At 42.6% G+C, this 20,791-nt stretch carries 19 protein-coding genes; 18 read left to right on the top strand and 1 reads right to left on the bottom strand.

What is annotated here, in order from left to right:
* Nucleotides 1-55: 55 nt before the first annotated feature.
* Nucleotides 56-334, bottom strand: coding sequence for a transition state genes transcriptional regulator AbrB (locus B7E06_RS21400; protein ID WP_082235839.1), 279 nt, complete (start codon nucleotides 332-334; stop codon nucleotides 56-58).
* Between the two features lie 415 nt (nucleotides 335-749).
* Here B7E06_RS21400 and metG point away from each other — a divergent pair, with 415 nt between their 5' ends.
* The 18 genes from metG (at nucleotide 750) to spoVT (ending at nucleotide 20,714) form a co-directional block, all read left to right on the top strand.
* Nucleotides 750-2,708, top strand: coding sequence for a methionine--tRNA ligase (metG, locus tag B7E06_RS21395; protein WP_082235838.1), 1,959 nt, complete (start codon nucleotides 750-752; stop codon nucleotides 2,706-2,708).
* Nucleotides 2,709-2,769: 61 nt separating this feature from the next.
* A complete protein-coding gene (locus tag B7E06_RS21390) occupies nucleotides 2,770-3,540 on the top strand; it encodes a TatD family hydrolase (protein ID WP_082235837.1) in 771 nt (256 codons plus the stop codon).
* Nucleotides 3,541-3,741: 201 nt separating this feature from the next.
* Nucleotides 3,742-5,001, top strand: a complete 1,260-nt coding sequence (locus tag B7E06_RS21385) for a resuscitation-promoting factor (protein WP_082235836.1) — start codon at nucleotides 3,742-3,744, stop codon at nucleotides 4,999-5,001.
* A 96-nt stretch (nucleotides 5,002-5,097) separates the two neighbouring features.
* Nucleotides 5,098-5,661, top strand: coding sequence for a ribonuclease M5 (rnmV, locus tag B7E06_RS21380; RefSeq protein WP_082235835.1), 564 nt, complete (start codon nucleotides 5,098-5,100; stop codon nucleotides 5,659-5,661).
* Nucleotides 5,651-6,523 carry a 16S rRNA (adenine(1518)-N(6)/adenine(1519)-N(6))-dimethyltransferase RsmA gene (gene rsmA, locus B7E06_RS21375; protein WP_082235834.1) on the top strand — a complete coding sequence of 291 codons (873 nt, stop codon included), beginning with the start codon at nucleotides 5,651-5,653 and terminating at the stop codon, nucleotides 6,521-6,523. Before rnmV ends, rsmA begins: the two co-directional genes overlap by 11 nt.
* 55 nt (nucleotides 6,524-6,578) lie before the next feature.
* Nucleotides 6,579-7,454: a sporulation peptidase YabG gene (yabG, locus tag B7E06_RS21370; RefSeq protein ID WP_179134111.1), complete on the top strand. Its 876-nt coding sequence runs from the start codon at nucleotides 6,579-6,581 to the stop codon at nucleotides 7,452-7,454.
* Between the two features lie 196 nt (nucleotides 7,455-7,650).
* On the top strand, nucleotides 7,651-7,911 hold the full coding sequence (veg, locus tag B7E06_RS21365) for a biofilm formation stimulator Veg (protein ID WP_082235833.1): 261 nt from the start codon (nucleotides 7,651-7,653) through the stop codon (nucleotides 7,909-7,911).
* Nucleotides 7,912-8,032: 121 nt separating this feature from the next.
* Nucleotides 8,033-8,212 (top strand): small, acid-soluble spore protein, alpha/beta type, encoded by a 180-nt coding sequence (locus tag B7E06_RS21360; RefSeq protein ID WP_082235832.1) that lies wholly within the window; start codon nucleotides 8,033-8,035, stop codon nucleotides 8,210-8,212.
* Between the two features lie 195 nt (nucleotides 8,213-8,407).
* Nucleotides 8,408-9,274, top strand: a complete 867-nt coding sequence (gene ispE / locus B7E06_RS21355; protein ID WP_082235831.1) for a 4-(cytidine 5'-diphospho)-2-C-methyl-D-erythritol kinase — start codon at nucleotides 8,408-8,410, stop codon at nucleotides 9,272-9,274.
* 59 nt (nucleotides 9,275-9,333) lie between these two features.
* Complete coding sequence (gene purR, locus B7E06_RS21350; protein WP_082235830.1) at nucleotides 9,334-10,146, top strand: pur operon repressor; 813 nt, start codon at nucleotides 9,334-9,336, stop codon at nucleotides 10,144-10,146.
* Nucleotides 10,147-11,109: 963 nt separating this feature from the next.
* Nucleotides 11,110-11,406, top strand: a complete 297-nt coding sequence (gene spoVG / locus B7E06_RS21340; RefSeq protein WP_082235828.1) for a septation regulator SpoVG — start codon at nucleotides 11,110-11,112, stop codon at nucleotides 11,404-11,406.
* A gap of 157 nt (nucleotides 11,407-11,563) precedes the next feature.
* Entirely contained in the window at nucleotides 11,564-12,943 is a 1,380-nt protein-coding gene (glmU, locus tag B7E06_RS21335; protein WP_082235827.1) for a bifunctional UDP-N-acetylglucosamine diphosphorylase/glucosamine-1-phosphate N-acetyltransferase GlmU, read from the top strand.
* Nucleotides 12,944-12,957: 14 nt separating this feature from the next.
* Complete coding sequence (locus tag B7E06_RS21330) at nucleotides 12,958-13,911, top strand: ribose-phosphate diphosphokinase (protein ID WP_082235826.1); 954 nt, start codon at nucleotides 12,958-12,960, stop codon at nucleotides 13,909-13,911.
* Between the two features lie 97 nt (nucleotides 13,912-14,008).
* Nucleotides 14,009-14,677 carry a 50S ribosomal protein L25/general stress protein Ctc gene (locus B7E06_RS21325; protein WP_082235825.1) on the top strand — a complete coding sequence of 223 codons (669 nt, stop codon included), beginning with the start codon at nucleotides 14,009-14,011 and terminating at the stop codon, nucleotides 14,675-14,677.
* Between the two features lie 156 nt (nucleotides 14,678-14,833).
* On the top strand, nucleotides 14,834-15,397 hold the full coding sequence (gene pth, locus B7E06_RS21320) for an aminoacyl-tRNA hydrolase (protein WP_082235824.1): 564 nt from the start codon (nucleotides 14,834-14,836) through the stop codon (nucleotides 15,395-15,397).
* A gap of 67 nt (nucleotides 15,398-15,464) precedes the next feature.
* Nucleotides 15,465-15,695, top strand: coding sequence for an anti-sigma-F factor Fin (gene fin / locus B7E06_RS21315; RefSeq protein ID WP_082235823.1), 231 nt, complete (start codon nucleotides 15,465-15,467; stop codon nucleotides 15,693-15,695).
* Between the two features lie 50 nt (nucleotides 15,696-15,745).
* Entirely contained in the window at nucleotides 15,746-19,282 is a 3,537-nt protein-coding gene (mfd, locus tag B7E06_RS21310) for a transcription-repair coupling factor (protein WP_082235822.1), read from the top strand.
* An 895-nt stretch (nucleotides 19,283-20,177) separates the two neighbouring features.
* Nucleotides 20,178-20,714: a stage V sporulation protein T gene (gene spoVT, locus B7E06_RS21305; protein WP_082235821.1), complete on the top strand. Its 537-nt coding sequence runs from the start codon at nucleotides 20,178-20,180 to the stop codon at nucleotides 20,712-20,714.
* Nucleotides 20,715-20,791 lie beyond the last annotated feature (77 nt).

The following is a 20,791-nucleotide window of genomic DNA, read 5'->3' as shown; positions in this document are numbered from 1 at the left end:
TATGCCAAAAACTTCGTTGTTCGTCAGTTTAGTTAACCAGTTTTATCAAGACGTTTTATTTATTTAGTTGGCCTTGAATTTCTTTTAGAAGCATTTGCGCGCCTTCTTGGCTTAATACTAAGTTACCGTTAGCTAGCTTCATGTTAGCGTCCGAAACTTCCCCTGTAACGTGACAAGTCATGTTTGGCTTATATTTTTTTAGTACGATGCGGTCATCGTCGACATAGATTTCCAGTGCGTCTTTTTCATTAATACCAAGAGTTCTACGAAGCTCGATCGGAATTACTACGCGTCCGAGTTCGTCAACCTTACGTACAATACCTGTAGATTTCATGTTTTTTTCTCCCCTCAACTCAAAAGTTTTCGTCAAATATCGACATATGTCTCGCGTAATATAGTACCAACGTTTCCCAAAGCTGTCAATTCACAATATTTCCAAAAACGGTGGTAATTTTAAACAATTAATTAAAAATACATTAACAGCTGACAACTTTTCAAGTATTGCGGCTCTTAAGCTCGACAAATTTCGGCAATCCATAAATGGTTGAAATATCCATTGTATATACACTTTAATCTTACCAGAAAATACCTTGATAAGATACACTATTATTCGACGTTTTCTTTTATTTTTTTTGACAATTTGATTACAGGTTCGGTATATTTTAGTGTTAGATGTGGATATACAGAAATAATAGCCAAATCATGGTACAATACCAAATAGAATTGTTCGAAACTAGGAGGGAAACATGATGTCAGAGGAAAAAAAGACATTTTATATTAGTACACCAATTTATTACCCAAGTGGTAATTTGCATATAGGTCATGCTTATACCACGGTTGCCGGGGACGCCATGGCACGCTACAAGCGCCTTCGTGGGTATGATGTCATGTATCTGACAGGGACAGATGAACATGGGCAAAAAATTCAGCGTAAAGCTGAAGAGGCTGGAGTCACGCCTCAGGCTTATGTTGATGACATTGTTTCCGGAATTAAGAACCTATGGGACAAGCTTGACATTTCCTATGATGACTTCATTCGCACGACTCAGGACCGGCACAAAAAGGTTGTTGCCAAAATCTTTAATTACCTGCTTGAAAAAGGTGATATTTACTTAGATGAGTATGAAGGATGGTATTGCACACCTTGTGAATCCTTCTTTACTGAGCGACAGCTGGAAGATGGCCGCTGCCCGGACTGCGGAGGCCCTGTCGAAAAAGTAAAAGAAGAGTCTTATTTCTTCAAAATGAGTAAGTATGTCGACAGGCTTCTTAAGTTTTATGAAGAGAACCCAACATTTATACAACCGGAGAGCCGGAAAAATGAAATGATTAACAATTTTATTAAACCAGGCCTTGAAGATCTGGCGGTTTCCCGTACAACCTTCGACTGGGGTGTGAAAGTCCCTTCGAATGAAAAACACGTCGTTTATGTATGGATTGATGCGCTGAGTAACTATATCTCCGCTCTTGGGTACGATAGTGATAATGATGAACTGTATCAGAAATACTGGCCGGCAGATGTCCATCTCGTAGGGAAAGAAATTGTCCGTTTCCATACGATTTACTGGCCGATTATGCTGATGGCTTTAGATTTGCCGCTTCCTAAAAAGGTATTTGCCCACGGCTGGATTCTCATGAAAGATGGGAAGATGTCTAAATCTAAAGGAAACGTCGTCGATCCTGTCCAGCTGAGTGACCGCTACGGCCTTGATGCACTCCGCTACTATTTACTTCGCGAAGTACCATTTGGCTCTGACGGTGTGTTTACACCTGAAGCGTTTGTAGAGCGTACAAATTATGACCTCGCCAATGACTTAGGTAATCTTTTAAATCGTACAGTTGCAATGATTAGTAAGTATTTTGATGGGGAAGTTCCAAACCTTAAACGATCTGAAGATGAATATGACAAAAATTTAGAAGCATTAGCGGCGGAAACGAAAGCTTCTGTTGAAAGTTCTCTTGAAAACATGGAGTTTTCCGTGGCGCTTGCTGATTTATGGAAGTTCGTCAGCCGTACAAATAAATATATTGATGAAACACAGCCATGGGTGCTCGCAAAAGATGATGCCCAGAAAGATCGTCTTGGGAATGTTATGGCACACCTTGCTGAATCGCTGCGCCATATTGGGGTTATGCTTCAGCCGTTCTTAACGAGCACGCCTAAGCAAATATTCAGTCAGCTTGGTATCACAAGTGATGATGATAAGGCCTGGGACAGCATTACTGAATTCAAAGGGCTTCCTGAAGGAACGAAGGTGCAAAAAGCAGAGCCGATTTTCCCTCGTCTTGATGCTGAAGAAGAGGTTCAGATTATAAAAGATATGATGAAAAAGCCATCTTCTGAGCCGGAGAAAGAAAAGAAAAAAGCAGAAAATAAAGCAGAAGAAATTACGATTGATGACTTTTCAAAGCTTGACTTCCGTGTCGCTGAAGTGAAAAAAGTAGAGAAAGTTAAAAAAGCAGACAAGCTGCTGAAGCTTCAGCTCGATTTAGGGGAAGAGCAGCGCCAGGTCGTTTCCGGCATTGCCGAGCATTACAGCATAGAAGAGCTGACTGGCAAGAAAGTTATCTGCATTACCAACCTCAAGCCTGTGAAGCTGAAAGGAGAGCTTTCCCAAGGCATGATCCTGGCAGGAGAAGATGGGAAAGGGAACTTGGCTTTAGCTTCTATTGATCAGTCGCTTCCAAACGGTTCGAAAGTTAAATAATCACATAAAAAGGGGAAAAGCAAAGGAGCTTTTCCCTTTTTCGATGAAGGAGGATATAAAGATGTTATTTGATACTCATGTTCATTTAAATGCAGACCAATTTGAAGATGATTTACAGGAAACAATCGATCGCGCTCATGAGGCCGGTGTCCGCTATATGACCGTTGTAGGTTTTGATCGTAAAACCATTCCACTCGCCATACAGATTGCTGAGGAAAACAATCATATCTATGCGGCAGTCGGCTGGCACCCTGTCGATGCGATTGATATGACAGAGGAAGATCTTAAGTGGATCGAAGAGCTTTTGTCACATCCTAAAGTGGTGGCGATTGGAGAAATGGGACTGGATTATCACTGGGATAAATCGCCGGCAGATGTACAGAAAGAAGTTTTCCGAAAGCAAATTCAACTGGCTAAAAAAGTGAAGATGCCGATAATCATTCATAACCGTGAAGCAACGGAAGATATCGTCCAAATCTTGAAAGAAGAGAATGCGGCTGAAGTCGGAGGCATCATGCATTGTTACAGCGGTCCTGTGGAAACGGCGAAAGAGTGTGTGGACATGAATTTTATGATTTCTTTAGGAGGTCCAGTTACATTCAAAAATGCCAAGCTTCCAAAAGAAGTGGCGAAAGCTATCGATATGAAGCATCTGCTCATCGAAACAGACTGCCCATTCCTTGCTCCACATCCAAACCGGGGAAAGCGCAATGAACCTGCCTATGTCACGCTTGTGGCAGAACAGATTGCTGAGTTAAAAGGCTTGAGTTATGAAGAAGTGTGTGAAATTACGACCGAAAATGCTCTTAATTTTTTCCGAATTAATTCATAAATTGCAGGACTTTGGCACCAATATTACAAATAAAGATGGAATTGTATAGTAATCGTAATATAGCTGTTATGTTAATTGAATAGGCGAAAGTGCATAATGTAAAGAGTCAGCAGACAGGTGCTGGCTCTTTCTTTAATTTTAAATGAAAAGTATTTGTCATATATTTAGAAAATCGTGGGGGAAAGGGATGAGAAAGGAACTATGAAGCTTTGGAACATTCTTCAAACTGTAATTAAATCAGGACTATTATGGGGAGGATTGGCAGCTATAGCTGCCATTACCTTTTTAACAGCCGTTACATATGAAGCAACAAAAGCATCAGTTCTTGTGACACATAATGGTGACTCGCAAATCGTTCGTACTCATGCTGATTCGGTTGGAGACTTACTGGCAGAATTAAGTGTAAGTCCTAAAGCTCATGACCGGATCTCCCACGAATTAGATACCCCGGTTACTTACGGCATGGACGTAAAGTATACAGCCTCTACTCCTGTGCAGCTTATGGAAAATGATGAATCTGAGACTTACTATACGACAGCTGAGACAGTCGGCGATTTCTTAGAAGAGCAGAAAATACAATTAAACAAACACGATGTCTTATCTCATGACCAAACAACAGAGCTTAAAGATGATCTAAAGATACAAGTCGACCGTGCCATATCCCTTACATTAGATGACGGCGGTGAAGAGCAGGAGCTATGGACGACAGCAGCTACAGTCGAAGAGCTCCTAAACGAGGAAAACATCGTCCTGAACAAATTGGATAAACTTAACCAATCAAAAGATAAAGAGCTTGCCAACGATATGACAGTGGCTATTAAGCGTATAAAAAAAGTGAAAGATACGGTAGAAGAAGAGCTTGAACATAAAATTGTCAAAGAAAAAGATAACAGCATCCGTAAAGGCGAAGAAAAAGTTCTTACTGCCGGTGAAAACGGAAAAGTGACAAAAGAATACGAAATTCTCATCGTCAACGGTGAGGAGAAAGAACGTAAGCTTGTAAACGAAGAAATTGAAAAAGAAAGTGTCGATGAAATTGTAGCTCTAGGTACAAAAGAAGAGGCTCCTGAGCAGCCTGCTATGGCCAAAAAAGAGAAGGACAAGCCTGCTATTGTAAGAACTTCCGCAAAGAAGAGCACTTCTGAAAAATCTGAGCCAAAAGAAGAAAGCACAAAGACTTTGACTATGAATGCGACGGCTTATACAGCTGACTGTAAAGGCTGCAGCGGAAAAACAGCTACAGGCATTGATTTAAAGGCAAATCCTAATAAAAAGGTAATTGCGGTTGATCCAAGTGTTATTCCGCTCGGAAGCAAGGTTTGGGTGGAAGGATACGGAACGGCCATTGCCGGAGATACAGGAGGCGCCATCCAGGGAAATAAAATAGATGTGCATGTGCCTTCAAAAAGTCAGGCTTTAAGTTTTGGAAGCCGGACGGTAGAAGTGAAAGTACTGGACTAAAAAGAGCGGAGGAGAGCTTTCCTCTGCTTTTTTTCTATGTTTAATACGTGGTATGCTATGGAAGATTAAAAGCAAGTAATAATTGGAGGATGTACGGTGAAGATAAAAGAAATCATAGTCGTGGAAGGCCGGGACGATACAGCCCGTGTACGTCAGGCAGTTGAGGCTGACACGATTGAAACGAATGGTTCTGCGATAGATGAAGAAGTGCTGCGACGAATTAAGCATGCCTATGAAAAGCGGGGTGTCATCGTTTTTACCGACCCTGACTATCCCGGGGAGAGAATCCGACATATTGTAACAAACCACGTGCCAGGCTGTAAGCACGCGTTTTTGCCTAAAGACCGGGCACGGGCGAAACGGGATAAAGGAGTAGGAATTGAGCATGCTTCCTTAGAAGATATTCGAAAAGCGCTATCTGAAGTATATGAACTGGCGGAAAATATGGAAAACACGATATTAAAAGAAGATTTAATTGCCTATGGGCTGATAGGCGGATCTAAAGCAAATGAGCGTCGAAAAAAATTGGGGAACCTCCTTCACATAGGGGAAACGAACGGAAAACAGCTGCTCAAACGCCTGAATATGTTTCAAATTACAACCCGCCAGCTGGAAGAAGCTATGGAACAAATTGTGCAGGAGGAAAATAATGAACAGTAAAGCGGTAGCAACACCGAAACGAACAAAAGAAATTTTGGAGAAATACGGATTTTCTTTTAAGAAAAGCTTAGGTCAGAACTTTTTAATTGATGTAAATATATTGAAAAATATTATTGAACATGCAGGCATTGATAAGCAAGCAGGGGCAATTGAAATCGGTCCGGGAATTGGAGCGTTAACTCAACAGCTGGCCGAGCATGCAGGAAAAGTCGTCGCATTTGAAATCGATCAGCGCCTGCTTCCTATTTTAGAAGATACGCTGTCTGAATATGATCATGTGGAGATCATTAACATGGATATATTAAAAGCGGATGTCAAACAGGTGATGGAAGAGCATTTTTCCAAAGATCAGCCTGTCAAAGTAGTAGCAAACCTTCCGTATTATATCACTACACCGATTTTAATGAATCTGTTAATGGCTCGTCTGCCGGTTGACAGTATTACCGTCATGATACAGAAAGAGGTCGCTGAGCGGATGGCTGCCGGGCCTAATACAAAGAGTTATGGCTCGCTGTCAATTGCTGTTCAATATTATACAGAAGCCGAGATTGCTATGCACGTGCCCAAAACCGTATTCATGCCGCAGCCAAACGTGGATTCCGCTGTCCTTCACTTAAAAATGAGAGCAAATCCACCTGTGCAAGTGGAAGATGAAGATTTTTTCTTTGATTTAGTGAAGGCAGCCTTTGGGCAGAGAAGAAAAACATTAAGCAATAACCTGTCGAGACATTTTAAAGACAGAATGGATAAACAGGAAATTCAGAAGCTGCTAGAAGCTGCTGGAATTGACCCCATACGCCGGGGAGAATCCTTGTCGATGGAGGAATTCGCTGTTCTCGCCCGTCAATTCTCTCCGAAGTAACAGACCTGTAACTTTCGCATAGGCTAATGTAGCGTATGACGAAGGTGGGATGCTGATGTTAACAAAGGGTGATCTAGTAACAAGGAAGTCCTATAACCACGATGTAATCTTTCGGGTAAAGTCGATTGAAGATTCCTATGTCATATTACTCGGAGAAAATGTGCGTCTGGAAGTAGATGCTCCCCTGGAAGATTTAAAAAAAGTGACTGGATCTGAATATCAAGAGCGAAAATCACATATTAATAAACAAGAGGCTTGTTCTTACCGCCTGTTTCGTCAGGATTATCGTCTGTTAAAGGAAAAAAGAGATATTGAAGCCAGCAGCGGATATTTAGAGTCCGAGGAAGAGAAAGCCAATTACTTTCAGATTTCTCCACGCATTCTTCATATCGACGGCGATGCCTTGTTTTTGAAAAAGTGTGTTCAGCTGTATGAACAACTCGGGCTGCAGGTGCATGGACAGTATATTCATGAAAGGAACATGCCGGAAGAAGTACTGGCCCTTGTTAAGAAAATTCAGCCGGAAATTGTTGTATTAACGGGTCACGATGCTTATTCCAAATCTAAAGGTTCTACTAAAAATTTAGATGCCTACCGTCATTCAAAGTATTTTGTTGAGGCTGTCCGTAACTTACGTCAGCATTATCCTCATTTTGACCAGCTTGTTATTTTCGCTGGTGCCTGCCAATCTCACTTTGAATCGATTATTAAAGCAGGCGCAAACTTCGCCAGCTCCCCTGCACGCGTTAATATTCATGCCATTGACCCAGTCTATGTGGCCGCACGCGTCGCATATACTTCATTTATGGACTATATAAACATTTGGGATGTGGTCCGCAATACAATCAGCGGTGAAAAAGGGTTAGGAGGTCTACAAACGCGAGGGCTCTTACGAATTGGAATGCCTTACTCTGAAGATGTCGAAAATTAAGGAATATAATCATTGTCTGGGGAATACCATAATTATATGGCTTAAAGGGAAAATATTTTATGCAAAAAGCTTAAATTAGACCCTTATCTACAAATTATTATGTTGACATTGAATTTACCCTATTGGTATAATTAAATATTTTATTTGACTTTGTCCAGAAATGATGATATATTATTCTTTAGTGAGGTGGAGTGTAGTGGCTAAAACGTTAGTAGAAATCAAACAATCCCTTGAAGGGCAGATTGGTAAACGTTTAACATTAAAAGCGAACGGTGGACGTCGTAAGACAATTGAACGCACTGGCGTTCTTGCAGAAACATACCCTGCAGTATTTATTGTTGAGTTGGACCAAGAAGAAAATGCTTTCGAACGTGTGTCATATAGTTATGCAGATGTACTCACAGAGACAGTCGAACTAAGCTTCGAAGATTTATCATCAATGGCTATGGAACAGTAACCCCCGGGTTGCTGTTTTTTTGTATGAATAGAGAATTTCCGAATACTTCCTCGCATCTTTTCCTGTAGACGACAGATAATAAAAGTGTCGTAGTTAGCTATGGCGAAAGGAGCTGAAAACGATGGGACGCAGACGAAGTATCATGTCCGATTCGTTGAAAGAGGAAATCGCAAAAGAGCTTGGATTTTACGACACGGTTCAAAAAGAAGGCTGGGGCGGGATTACGACCCGCGATGCTGGTAACATGGTGAAACGTGCCATCCAGATGGCCGAAGAACAAATGATAAATAACCAAAAGTAACGGTGACCGCTCAGCCTTTTTTGGCTGGGCGGTTTTTTATTATAAGTGAAGGATTATTAAAGGCGAACCTTTAATCTGCAGATCTTCTCATCGGATACAGATTTTGTCTTACGGGGCCGTCTTAAAGCCTCTCCACACAACTGTGTTTTATGATACAATGCTGAAAGAAGATTACGTCCCCTGGGAGGTGTAGGTATGATTGTGTTAGAAAAAGCACCGGCTAAAATTAATTTGTCTCTTGACGTACTACATAAACGTCCGGACGGCTACCATGAGGTAGAAATGGTCATGACGACAGTAGATTTGGCCGATCGCATTGAATTAAAGCTGCTTCCAGGCAGTCAAATAAAAATTGAATCGGAGAGCCGCTTTGTGCCAAACGATGAGCGTAACTTAGCGTACAGGGCGGCTCAATTGATGCAGAATCATTTTAATATAAAACAGGGTGTCCGCATATTCCTTGAAAAAAATATCCCTGTAGCCGCAGGTCTTGCAGGCGGAAGCAGTGATGCAGCTGCTGTACTGCGCGGACTGAATAAACTGTGGAAAATCAATGCCAGCATAGACACACTGGCTGAGCTTGGAGCCCGTATCGGCTCTGATGTTTCTTTTTGCGTATATGGAGGGACGGCTGTAGCCCGCGGACGTGGTGAAATCATAGAGGAGCTTCCACCACCCCCTGCATGCTGGGTCGTGCTCGCAAAGCCTGCGATTGGAGTTTCAACTCAGACCATCTATCAAAAGCTTAATATTAAAAAAGCTGAGCATCCAAATACAAAGGCCATGATTGATGCTCTTTACCGCGGAAGCTTTGATGATATCTGTGCTAACGTATCGAATATACTCGAGGGGGTAACAACGAAGCTGCACCCGGAAGTCAACCAGATAAAAGAAAAGATGAAGCAGGCTGGAGCAGAGGCTGTATTAATGAGCGGAAGCGGCCCCACGGTATTTGCTTTAGTCTCACAGGATGGAAAGCTGCATCGAATATATAATAGCCTTAAAGGCTTCTGTCCAGAAGTTTACATGGTCAGAATGCTTGGAATGAAAGAAACCACTTGAATAAAACCGTACAAATCTGTTATATTATAAGATAATATTCGGGTTTTGAGGTGTCTTTCATGAAAAGAAGCGAACGACTGGTGGCGATGACCCATTATGTGCTGGATCAGCCAAGACAGATGGTATCTCTGCCTTTTTTATCAAAAAAATACGATGCGGCTAAATCTTCTATTAGTGAAGATTTAGCAATTATTAATAAGATGTTCCAGAAGGAAGGGATCGGTCGTCTTGAGACCGTTCCGGGGGCTGCGGGAGGAGTAAAGTACATCCCTGCTTTTTCCGAAGACTTCAATAAGTCTTTTGTGGGGGAACTGTGTAAACGGCTTGAGGACCCTCAGCGGATTCTTCCGGGCGGATATTTGTTTATGAGTGATTTATTAGGAGAGCCGGAAACCGTTCGGAACATTGGACGCCTGCTGGCTTCAGCTTTTGCTGAAAAGGAAATAGACGCTGTCATGACGGTTGCGACTAAGGGAATTCCACTCGCCTATGCCGTTGCCTCATACTTGAACGTGCCGGTTGTTATTGTAAGACGTGACCCTAAAGTCACGGAAGGGTCTACAGTAAGCATTAATTACGTTTCAGGCTCCACCAGAAAGATCCAGACGATGGTGCTTACGAAACGATCACTGACCGAAGGCTCAAGAGTATGTATAATCGATGACTTTATGAAAGCTGGCGGCACGATAAACGGAATGCGAAGCCTGTTAAAGGAATTCAATGCAGAAGTTGCCGGTATTGGTGTGTTAGCCGAAGCGGAAGATGAAGAAGAAGATCGTGTTGTGGATGATTACGTATCGGTCGTTCAGATTATGAACGTGGATAACCGTCAGCCGAAAATCGAAGTCCATCCGGGAAATCTTTTTAAATAAATATTACGCAAAACAAAAGCCTTTATCTTCCGGATAGAGGCTTTTGTTTTGCGTTGGAAGAAAATCGCAGTTCCGTTTACTGTAGTAAGAGGAAGCGGCTGGGGAATGATGGCAGTTCTGTTTACTGGGGCAGGAAAAAAGCGGCTGGGAAATAGCTCGCTTTCCGCGAGGAGCCGGTGAGCTAGCTCGTTCCACTCGCGGATCTCACCTTAGCTCTATCTCCCTGCAGGAGTCTCGCCATTTCCCATCCTCTTTACCGTTGTTGGTATAAACGGAACGCTGTAATCTCAGTAAGCTCTCTCATGAGATCGATCCTCTCCTCTTAAATGTTCCGTTACTCAAAAAACGTAAAGGGCCGGGGGAAACGGCGAGACTCCTATGGGAGGATAGAACAGGGTGAGATCCCGGAGGGCTTAAAGCCCGAGGAAGCTCACCGTTCGCCCATGGAAAGCGAGTTGTTTCCCCAGGCCCGATCCTCTTGATCAAAGTAAACGGAACAAGGGAATTTCCTACAACTTTCTATAGGATTTACCCTCACTATTCCAAGGTTTCTTTATTTTTAATAAACATAAAGGGTGGGGGAAACGGCGAGACTCCTATGGGAGGATAGAACAAGGTGAGACCCGGTGGGCTTAAAGCCCAAGGAAGCTCACCGTTCGCCCATGGAAAGCGAGTTGCTTCCCCAGGCCCGATCCTCTTTATCACGGTAAACGGAACAACGAAATTTCCTATAGGATTCCTGGCTTCATTTTCTAAATTAGGGCAAACAGAACCGGTTTTTCCTGCAATAAAAATCCTATAAATACTTATCACCTATATAAAGGATAATTCATAAGGAAAAGGACTTATAAAATTAGAATTTTTAATATCTTTCAAATTTTTTTGTGAAATTAGCAGGATTTTCTTTTTGTCTTGTGGAATTGGTTTAATAAGTTCTTTTTTGGGAAAAGGTGGTGAACTTTAATGGAAGTAACTGACGTAAGACTGCGACGCGTAAATACCGAAGGAAGAATGCGAGCAATTGCTTCTATTACCTTGGATCAGGAGTTTGTTGTCCATGACATTAGGGTGATTGATGGCAACAATGGATTGTTTGTTGCAATGCCAAGCAAGCGTACTCCTGATGGTGAATTCCGTGATATCGCCCACCCTATCAACTCAGGGACACGCGGTAAGATTCAGGAAGCAGTTCTTGAGGAATATCACAATGCCGGTGATGCGGAATCTGAAGTAGAATTTGAAGAAGCAGGAGCTTCTTAATTAAGAATTCCTTAAAAAGGAAGTCAGACCTTCAAGGGGGGTCGGGCTTCCTTTTTGTTTGAGTAGAGATCCCCTTATTTTGGAACGAGCTCTCTGTTGAAATCATACGGTATTTAAGATATTATTCATAATGGATAAATAGGATGGAGGTTGCTTCATGACCCAAAAATTTGCAGTAGTATTAGCCGCTGGACAAGGCACTCGTATGAAGTCAAAGCTTTATAAAGTTTTGCATCCGGTATGCGGAAAGCCAATGGTCCAGCACGTAGTTGACCAACTGAATAAATTACAGCTTGATGAATTAATAACTGTTGTTGGGTATGGTGCTGAAAAAGTACAAGACCAGCTCGGAAAAAACAGCCATTATGCAATCCAGGAAGAACAGCTTGGAACTGGACATGCCGTCCAGCAAGCGGAAAGCATTCTGGCAGGAAAACAAGGTGTTACAATTGTTGCTTGTGGCGATACTCCTTTATTAACGGATGAAACCTTGCAAAACATGGTAAATCATCACTTGGAAAAAGGGGCAAAGGCTACAATTTTAACAGCTCATGCTGAAGATCCAACAGGCTATGGGCGTGTGATTCGTGGTGGAAATGGCCAGGTCGAGCGTATTGTAGAGCAAAAGGATGCTACAGAGGGAGAGCAGGCTGTACAGGAGATCAACACTGGTACGTATTGCTTTGATAATGAACTGCTTTTTGAATCTTTAAAAAATGTTTCCAATGATAACGCACAGGGAGAGTATTATCTTCCAGATGTTATTCAAATACTTAAAGATCAGGCAGAAGTGGTCAGTGCCTACCAGACTACGGACTTCTCAGAGGCTCTAGGAGTAAATGACCGTGTGGCTTTATCGAAAGCCGAACGGTTAATGAAGCAGAGAATTAATGAATCTCATATGCGCAATGGAGTTACTCTTGTCGATCCAGAGCAGACTTATATCGGTCCTAATGTTCAAATTGGTCAGGATGTAACCATTTACCCTGGTTCCATTTTAGAAGGGCAGACAGTGATCGCTGACGATGTAACGGTCGGACCTCATTCAACAATTGCGAATTGTAGTGTTGGTGCAGGAACAGTGGTGAAGCAAAGTGTTGCAGCGGACAGCCGCATCGGAGAGCGTGTGCAGATTGGCCCCTTCGCGCATATTCGCCCTGATTCCTCTTTAGGGGACGATGTGAAAGTCGGCAATTTTGTTGAAATTAAAAAAGCAGCCTTCGGAAACGGAAGCAAAGCTTCACATTTAAGCTATATTGGAGATGCGGAAGTGGGAAGCGGAGTGAATGTCGGTTGTGGTACAATTACAGTGAACTATGATGGTGTTAACAAGCATTTAACGACAATTGAAGATGATGCCTTTATCGGCTGTAACTCGAATTTAATTGCTCCTGTTACGGTTGGAAAAGGTGCTTATGTAGCCGCTGGATCCACCATTAATCAAGATGTACCAGCAGAAGCATTATCTATCGCTCGTTCCCGTCAAACGAATAAAGAAGGCTACGCTAGTAAAATGCAGCCGAATAAAAAAGATTAACGGAGGGTTCATCCATGGCAACTGGATACAAGGATTCTAAATTGAAAGTGTTCTCTCTCAATTCTAATCCTGAGCTGGCAAAAGAAATTGCGGAGAATATAGGCACAGAATTAGGCAAGTGTACGGTAACAAGCTTTAGTGATGGAGAAATTCAAATCAACATTGACGAAAGTATTCGCGGATGTGATGTCTACGTCGTTCAGTCGACATGTGCCCCGGTCAATCAGCACATTATGGAACTGCTTATTATGATCGATGCATTAAAACGTGCCTCTGCCCGCAGTATAAACATTGTTATGCCTTATTATGGCTATGCGAGACAGGATCGCAAGGCACGCGCCCGTGAACCAATTACGGCAAAGCTTGTAGCTAACCTTCTTGAAACGGCAGGAGCTTCCCGTGTCATTATGCTGGATCTTCACGCACCACAGATTCAGGGATTCTTTGATATGCCGATTGATCACCTGGTTGGTGTGCCCATTCTGTCCGATTATTTTGAATCGAAGAATTTCGAGGATGTCGTAATCGTTTCCCCTGACCATGGAGGAGTAACAAGAGCCCGCAAGATGGCTGACCGCTTAAAAGCTCCGATTGCTATTATTGATAAGCGCCGGCCGCGTCCAAACGTGGCAGAAGTTATGAATATCGTCGGTAACATCGAAGGAAAGACAGCGATTATGATCGATGATATTATAGACACAGCAGGTACTATTACACTTGCGGCTAACGCTTTAGTGGAAAATGGGGCAAAAGATGTGTATGCTTGCTGTACACACCCTGTTTTATCTGGTCCGGCTATTGAACGTATCGACAGCTCCAACATAAAAGAACTTGTCGTAACGAACACTATCCCGCTAGGTGAAGAAAAAGCGATTGATAAGATCACCCAGCTGTCTGTTGCTCCGTTAATCAGTGAAGCTATAATCCGTGTCCATGAACGTCAATCCGTAAGTATTTTGTTTGATTAATCGGTTTTTTAGTGTGTTTTGTAATAAAAAAGGTTTAATTTCTACAAAGTTGGGAATCAGATTTAAATAGATGGTTAATTAACTGGAGGAGATTATTTTGGCTATTACATTAAAAGCAGATCAAAGAAAAGACCTTAAACAATCAGTAACGAGAGAATTACGTCAGGAAGGCAACGTTCCTGCAGTAGTTTATGGAAAAGATAAAGAACCTGTTAACGTTTCAGTAAACAGCATGGAACTGCTGAAAACTGTTCGTGATGAAGGGAAAAACGCAATTATTTCTTTAAATATTGATGGCGGCAATACAGTAGACGTAATGCTGCACGAATATCAGGTAGATCCTTTGAAAGATCAACTGCTTCATGCAGACTTTTACATCGTAAACATGGCTGAAGAGATGGATGTACAAGTACCTGTTCGTCTTGAAGGTGAAGCTGCCGGCGTCAAAGAAGACGGAGTTGTTCAGCAGCCGCTTTACGAACTGGCTATAAAAGCAAAACCTCGTGATATTCCAGAAGAAATCGTTGTGGACGTTTCCGAGTTAAACATAGGTGACAGTATTATGGTTGCCGACTTAAAAGAAGCTCGTAATTATGAGATTACGGAAGATGAAAATACAACGATCGTTTCCGTCACTCCACCGGAAGAAATGCCGGAAGAGCCGGAGCTTGAAGAAGCTGATCAGGAACCTGAAGTCGTAGGAGAAAAAGAAGGTTCTGACGAAGAGCAGGAAGAGAACAACGAGCAAGCAGAAAATAAAGAGTAATAAAAGAGTAATAAAAGAGTAATAAAAAATATATACGAAGAGGGGCGTAGCCGAAGGTTGCGTCCTTTTTTGTGGGAGCAGTCCTGTTTAGACAATTTTTTTCAGGTAAATCTGTTATAATAGAACGAATATGAAAAGGCAAAGGAAGATTTTTAAATGAAGTGCATTGTAGGCCTTGGAAATCCAGGGAGGAAATATGAAAAAACCCGCCATAATATAGGTTTTATGGTTATTGATGAACTGGCAGGGAAACATAACTGGAGTCTTTCGCAGGAAAAATTCAAAGGGAAATATACGATCGAGCATTTTTCCGGCGAAAAGGTTCTATTGCTTCAGCCGCAGACATATATGAATTTATCAGGAGAGTCTCTTCGCTTATTTTTAGACTACTACGATATCCCGCCAGAAGACGTACTTGTCATCTATGATGATTTAGACTTACCGACAGGACGGATTCGCCTGCGTCAGAAAGGCGGTCATGGTGGACATAATGGAATCCGCAGCATTATTGATCAGCTGGGAACGAAAGAGTTCAAACGTCTTCGTGTAGGGGTAGGACGCCCTTCTGTCCCAATGTCTGTTGTCGATTACGTACTTGGCACTTTTTCCAAGGAAGAACAGGGAGCTGTCAATGAATCCATTGAACAGTCGGCCAAGGCATGTGAAGCGTGGTTATCCAGACCTTTTCTTGAAGTTATGAACGATTACAATACGAAGTAAAATAGTATAAGTGGTAATTTCGCCGGTAACACTAGATACATGACACCTTTAGAGGAGATGTGTATCTATGCAAATTCACTATATTTGCCGGCATTGCAAACGCCAAGTAGGAAAGTTGGACAGAGAACGTGTCGCAATTTCTGAGCTTGGCTTAGAGTGTTTAAATGAAGAGGATCATAAGGAAATGATTACGTATGATGCACAGGGCAATATGAAGATTAAAACAATCTGTGATTCCTGTGAACGGTCGTTACAGCAGAATCCTCATTATCATGAACTAGACTTTTTTATTCACTAAACTGGGAAGCTCCTCCAAGAGCGGGCTTCCTGGTTCCGGAGGAGTTAAAGATGCAAGGTATAAAAAATTATTTGCAGTCCCATGACGACGTGCGATCTGTGATTGATGGCTTTGAGGCAGGTATGAAAGAACAAATGGTGGCCGGGCTTTCAGGAGCTTCGAGGAGCCTGCTTGTCTCCATTCTAAAAGAGTCGCTGAACCGCCCGGTTATCATCGTGACTCACCAGCTTATTCAAGCACAGCAGCTTTATGAGGATATGATGGAATTAACCGAGGATCAAGATGTTCACCTTTATCCCGTGAACGAATTGATTGCCTCGGAAATTGCCGTAGCCAGTCCTGAGTTAAGGAGTCAGCGTATTGACGCCTTAAGTCAGTGGCTGAACAAGAAAACAGGTGTCCTGATTGCACCTGTATCTGCTATTAAGAGAATCATGCCGCCTAAATCCTATTGGGAGCATAACGTGCTCCCTTTTCGTGTTGGAGAAGATATTGATTTAAATACTTATCTGGAACATTTTATAAACATGGGATATGAACGCGTAGATATGGTAGCCAGTCCCGGGGAATTCTCTGTGCGTGGAGGCATTATCGATATATACCCTTTAACAGCAGAATTCCCCTATCGGATCGAGCTTTTTGATACAGAAATTGATTCGATCCGTACATTTGATTCAGAGACACAGCGCTCTCATGAAAAACTTCAGGAAGTCAGCATTGGTCCGGCGGTGGAACTTCTGCTTACAAAAGAAGATTTTACAAGAGCTGCGGATAAACTGGAAGAAGCTCTTAGTCATTCTTTGAAGAAGCTGACGAAAAGCGATGCAAAAGAGACGCTGAATGCCCATACGGAAAGAGATATTGAACGCCTGCGTAGTGCCGAACGTTTTCAAGAGCTGTATAAGTATATTGGGTATTTTTATGAAGAGCCGATAAGCCTGCTTGATTATCTGCCTGAGAATGGGTTAATTGTACTCGATGAAATGAGCCGCATTAATGAAACAGCAAGCCGCCTAGATCACGAAGAAGCCGAATGGTACAACAGCCTGCTTGAAGTAAATCAGCTTGTGCGCGGTCTGCGCATTTCCTTTGACTGGCATGATACTTGGGTTAAGATGAAGCACCCTAAGCTGTACTTATCTGTTTTCATGCGCCATATCGCAAATACCCAGCCTCAGAATATCGTCAATATTTCCTCTCGCCAAATGCAGCAGTTCCATGGCCAGATGAATTTGTTGAAAACAGAAATGGAACGCTGGACGAAGCAGAATTACAGTGTGCTCCTGTTAGCTCCTGATGAAGCAAGGGCAGAGAAGATACACTCTGTACTGCTTGATTATGGGATGGAAGCCTCTGTCGTTAAAGATTCGGTCACGCTTCCTGTAAAAATGCCTGTTATCCTTCAAGGCAACATTAGCAGCGGTTTTGAATGGCCGCTTCACAAGCTTGCCGTTTTAACAGAAAAAGAGCTGTTTAAGAAGCAGACGGCCAAGTCTAAACGCAAACAGAAAATGACAAACGCCGAAAGAATTAAAAACTACCAGGAGTTAAAAGTCGGTGACTATGTTGTACATGCCAATCACGGTATTGGTAAATACATCGGCATTGAAACATTGAAAGTCGGAGATACCCATAAAGACTTTCTCATGGTGAAATATTCCGGAAATGACAAGCTGTTTGTACCGATTGATCAAATTGATCTTATCCAGAAATACGTAGGCTCAGAAGGAAAAGAGCCTAAAATATATAAACTCGGAGGAAGCGAATGGGCGAAGGTAAAACGAAAAGTCCAGTCTTCCGTTGAAGATATTGCGGATGACCTCATTCAGCTTTATGCCGAGCGTGAAGCATCTAAAGGATTCTCTTTTTCAGAAGATGGCGAGATGCAGCGCGATTTTGAAGCTGCCTTTGCTTATGAGGAAACAGAAGACCAAATCCGCTGTATAGAAGAAATTAAGCAGGATATGCAGCGCATTCGCCCGATGGACCGCCTGCTTTGCGGTGATGTGGGCTATGGAAAAACTGAAGTGGCGATTCGTGCAGCATTTAAAGCCGTTGAAAACGGAAAACAAGTGGCCCTGCTTGTACCCACGACAATCCTTGCTCAGCAGCACTATGAAACAATGCAGGAACGATTCCAGGACTTCGGCATCAATATTGGGCTGTTAAGCCGCTTCCGTACGAAAAAACAGCAAAAAGAAACGACGGACCGTCTGCGCAAAGGATTGGTTGATATCGTCATCGGTACCCATCGTATCCTTTCCAAAGACATTCAGTTTAAAGATTTAGGCTTGCTGATTGTCGATGAAGAACAGCGGTTCGGAGTAAAACATAAGGAAAAAATTAAGCAGCTCAAATCCAATGTCGATGTACTGACATTAACAGCAACACCGATTCCACGTACGCTGCACATGTCTATGCTTGGGGTCCGTGATCTATCGGTTATTGAAACTCCGCCGGAAAACAGATTCCCGATTCAGACATATGTGCTTGAATATAACCCTGTCTTCATGAGGGAAGCGGTGGAGCGTGAGATGGCGCGCGGCGGCCAAGTATTTTTCCTGTTTAACCGTGTCGAAAACATCGAGCGGATGGCACAGGAGATTTCAGCGCTTGTCCCGGAAGCAAGGGTTGCATTTGCTCATGGCCAGATGAATGAAACAGAGCTTGAGAATGTTATGTTTTCCTTCTTGGAAGGGGAATTTGATGTGCTCGTAAGTACAACCATCATTGAAACGGGTGTGGATATTCCTAATGTCAATACGTTGATTGTTTATGATGCTGATAAAATGGGTCTCAGTCAGCTTTATCAGCTGCGGGGAAGAGTGGGGCGATCTAATCGTGTAGCCTACGCATACTTCACTTATCAAAAAGATAAAGTACTCACAGAAGTGGCGGAAAAACGTCTGCAGGCGATTAAGGAATTCACAGAGCTAGGCTCTGGATTTAAAATTGCTATGCGTGACCTTTCCATAAGGGGAGCCGGAAATCTGCTCGGTGCCCAGCAGCATGGGTTTATCGATTCTGTTGGTTTTGATATGTACTCACAAATGCTTAAAGACGCAATTGAAGCGAAAAGACAGGGCAAAGAGCCAGAAGCTATTCAGCCTTTCCAAACAGAGCTTGATGTGAAAGTTGATGCTTATATACCAGATGAATATATTTCTGATGAAAAACAGAAAATCGATATGTATAAACAGTTTCAGGCAATTGAATCGCTCGAAGATATCCATGATATCCGTGATGAACTGATTGACCGATTCGGTGACTATCCAGAAGAGGTGGAAAATCTGATCACTGTTTCTTCCCTGAGGTATCACGCGAAGAAAGCTCGAATAGAATCAATCTCTGAGAAAAAACGAAAGATGATCCTTCTTATGGAAGCCTCTCAAAGCCAGGCCATCGATGGGGCAAAGTTATTTGAATTTGCTAATCAATATGGCCGCATGGTACAGCTTGGTACGGAAGATTCTCAATTAAAAGTAACGTTTACATGGGATCGTCAGAATGAAATAAAACGCTATGATATTGTCGAAGAATTCATTAAGGCGCTTCCTGATTTAACTCGTGAAGCGACAAGTGTTTAATGACCCAGCTTATTAATGTATAAGAGAAAAGACTGCTGCTTAAATAGCGGCAGTCTTTTTTATGTCTGTTTGCCTGAATTTAGAAAACCGGACTGGGGTCGGGATTACACCCTTGTTCTGCTCCGATAAAGGCTTCTTTGATTCTCAGAAATATGAGAGTCCTGTTCCGTTTGCCCGAATTTAGTGAGCCGGGCCGGGGGAAACGACTCGCTTTCCATGGGCGAACGGTGAGCTTCCTCAGGCAAAAGCCTTCCGGGATCTCACCCTGTTCTATCCTCCCATAGGAGTCTCGCCGTTTCCCACGGCCCTTTATATTTTTAAAGTAACGGAACATTAACGTAAGAGAACAAAGGAAGTGGTTTTTTTCTCCGAACTTTTTTGGGTTCCGTTTACACCATCAGCGTTAAAGAGGCTGGGAAATGGCGAGACTCCTGCAGGGAGAAGAGCCAAGGTGAGATCCGCGAGTGTAACGAGCTAGCTCACCGGCTCCCCGCGGAAAGGGAGTCATTTCCAAGCCTCTTTTTTCTTTTTACAATAAACGGAACAGTCTTTTTACTTCCCTTAAAGTGGGATCAAGGGAAATGACGAGACTCCTGCAGGGAGATAGAGCTATGGAGAGAACCGTGAGTGCAGCGAGCTAACTCACCGGCTTCTCGCTTAAAAGGGAGCTGATTCCCAGCCGTTTTTCTCCAAACGTGATAAACGGAACAACCATTTCTAAGCCCAAAAGAAGACTGTTTTTTCCATCAAACGACTTCAATCACTCTTTTTCTTTTATTTTTATGAATAGGTTTTTTTTGGTGTATCATACTATATTTATCACCAATTATCCTGCATCTGCTTTTTTTACAGGATAATTAAGGAGATTTCACCAAGAAAGGGAGGCAGCAATGGAATGAAAGCAACTGGTATTGTACGTCGTATTGATGATCTAGGACGTGTCGTAATCCCAAAAGAAATTCGCCGCACACTTCGCATTAGAGAGGGAGATCCCCTCGAAATTTTTGTGGACCGCGAAGGAGAAGTGATTTTAAAGAAATATTCGCCTATTAATGAATTAGGTGATTTCGCAAAAGAATACGCGGAAGCTTTACATGATTCATTGAAGGTACCTGTACTTATCTGTGACCGTGATGAGTTTATAGCGGTAGCGGGAGAGTCGAAGAAGTCTTACTTAAACCGCCAAATCGGACAGACTGTAGAACAGGTAATGGATAAGCGGACCGAGGTATCGGAAAAGCATCCGCAGCCAATTGAGTTAGTTCGCGATCAAGAAGTGGACGTTATCTCTTATATTATTTATCCTATTATCGCACAGGGGGATCCGATCGGTTGTGTAGCCATTTTCAACAAAGAAGGATCACCAATCGATGAGAACTATGGTGTGGCTATTCAGACGGCTGCACAGTTTCTTGCCAAGCAGATGGAATAGTAACAAAGCCAGGTCTATCAAGAGATCTGGCTTCTTTTATGCTATAATGAGAGAACTTAATCTACTAGGTGGAAGGA

Source organism: Halobacillus massiliensis, assembly GCF_900166625.1.
Taxonomy (GTDB): Bacteria; Bacillota; Bacilli; order Bacillales; family Halobacillaceae; genus Halobacillus_A; species Halobacillus_A massiliensis.
The sequence above is the reverse complement of the archived record's forward strand: the minus strand, read 5'-3'. Positions and strand labels throughout refer to the sequence as shown.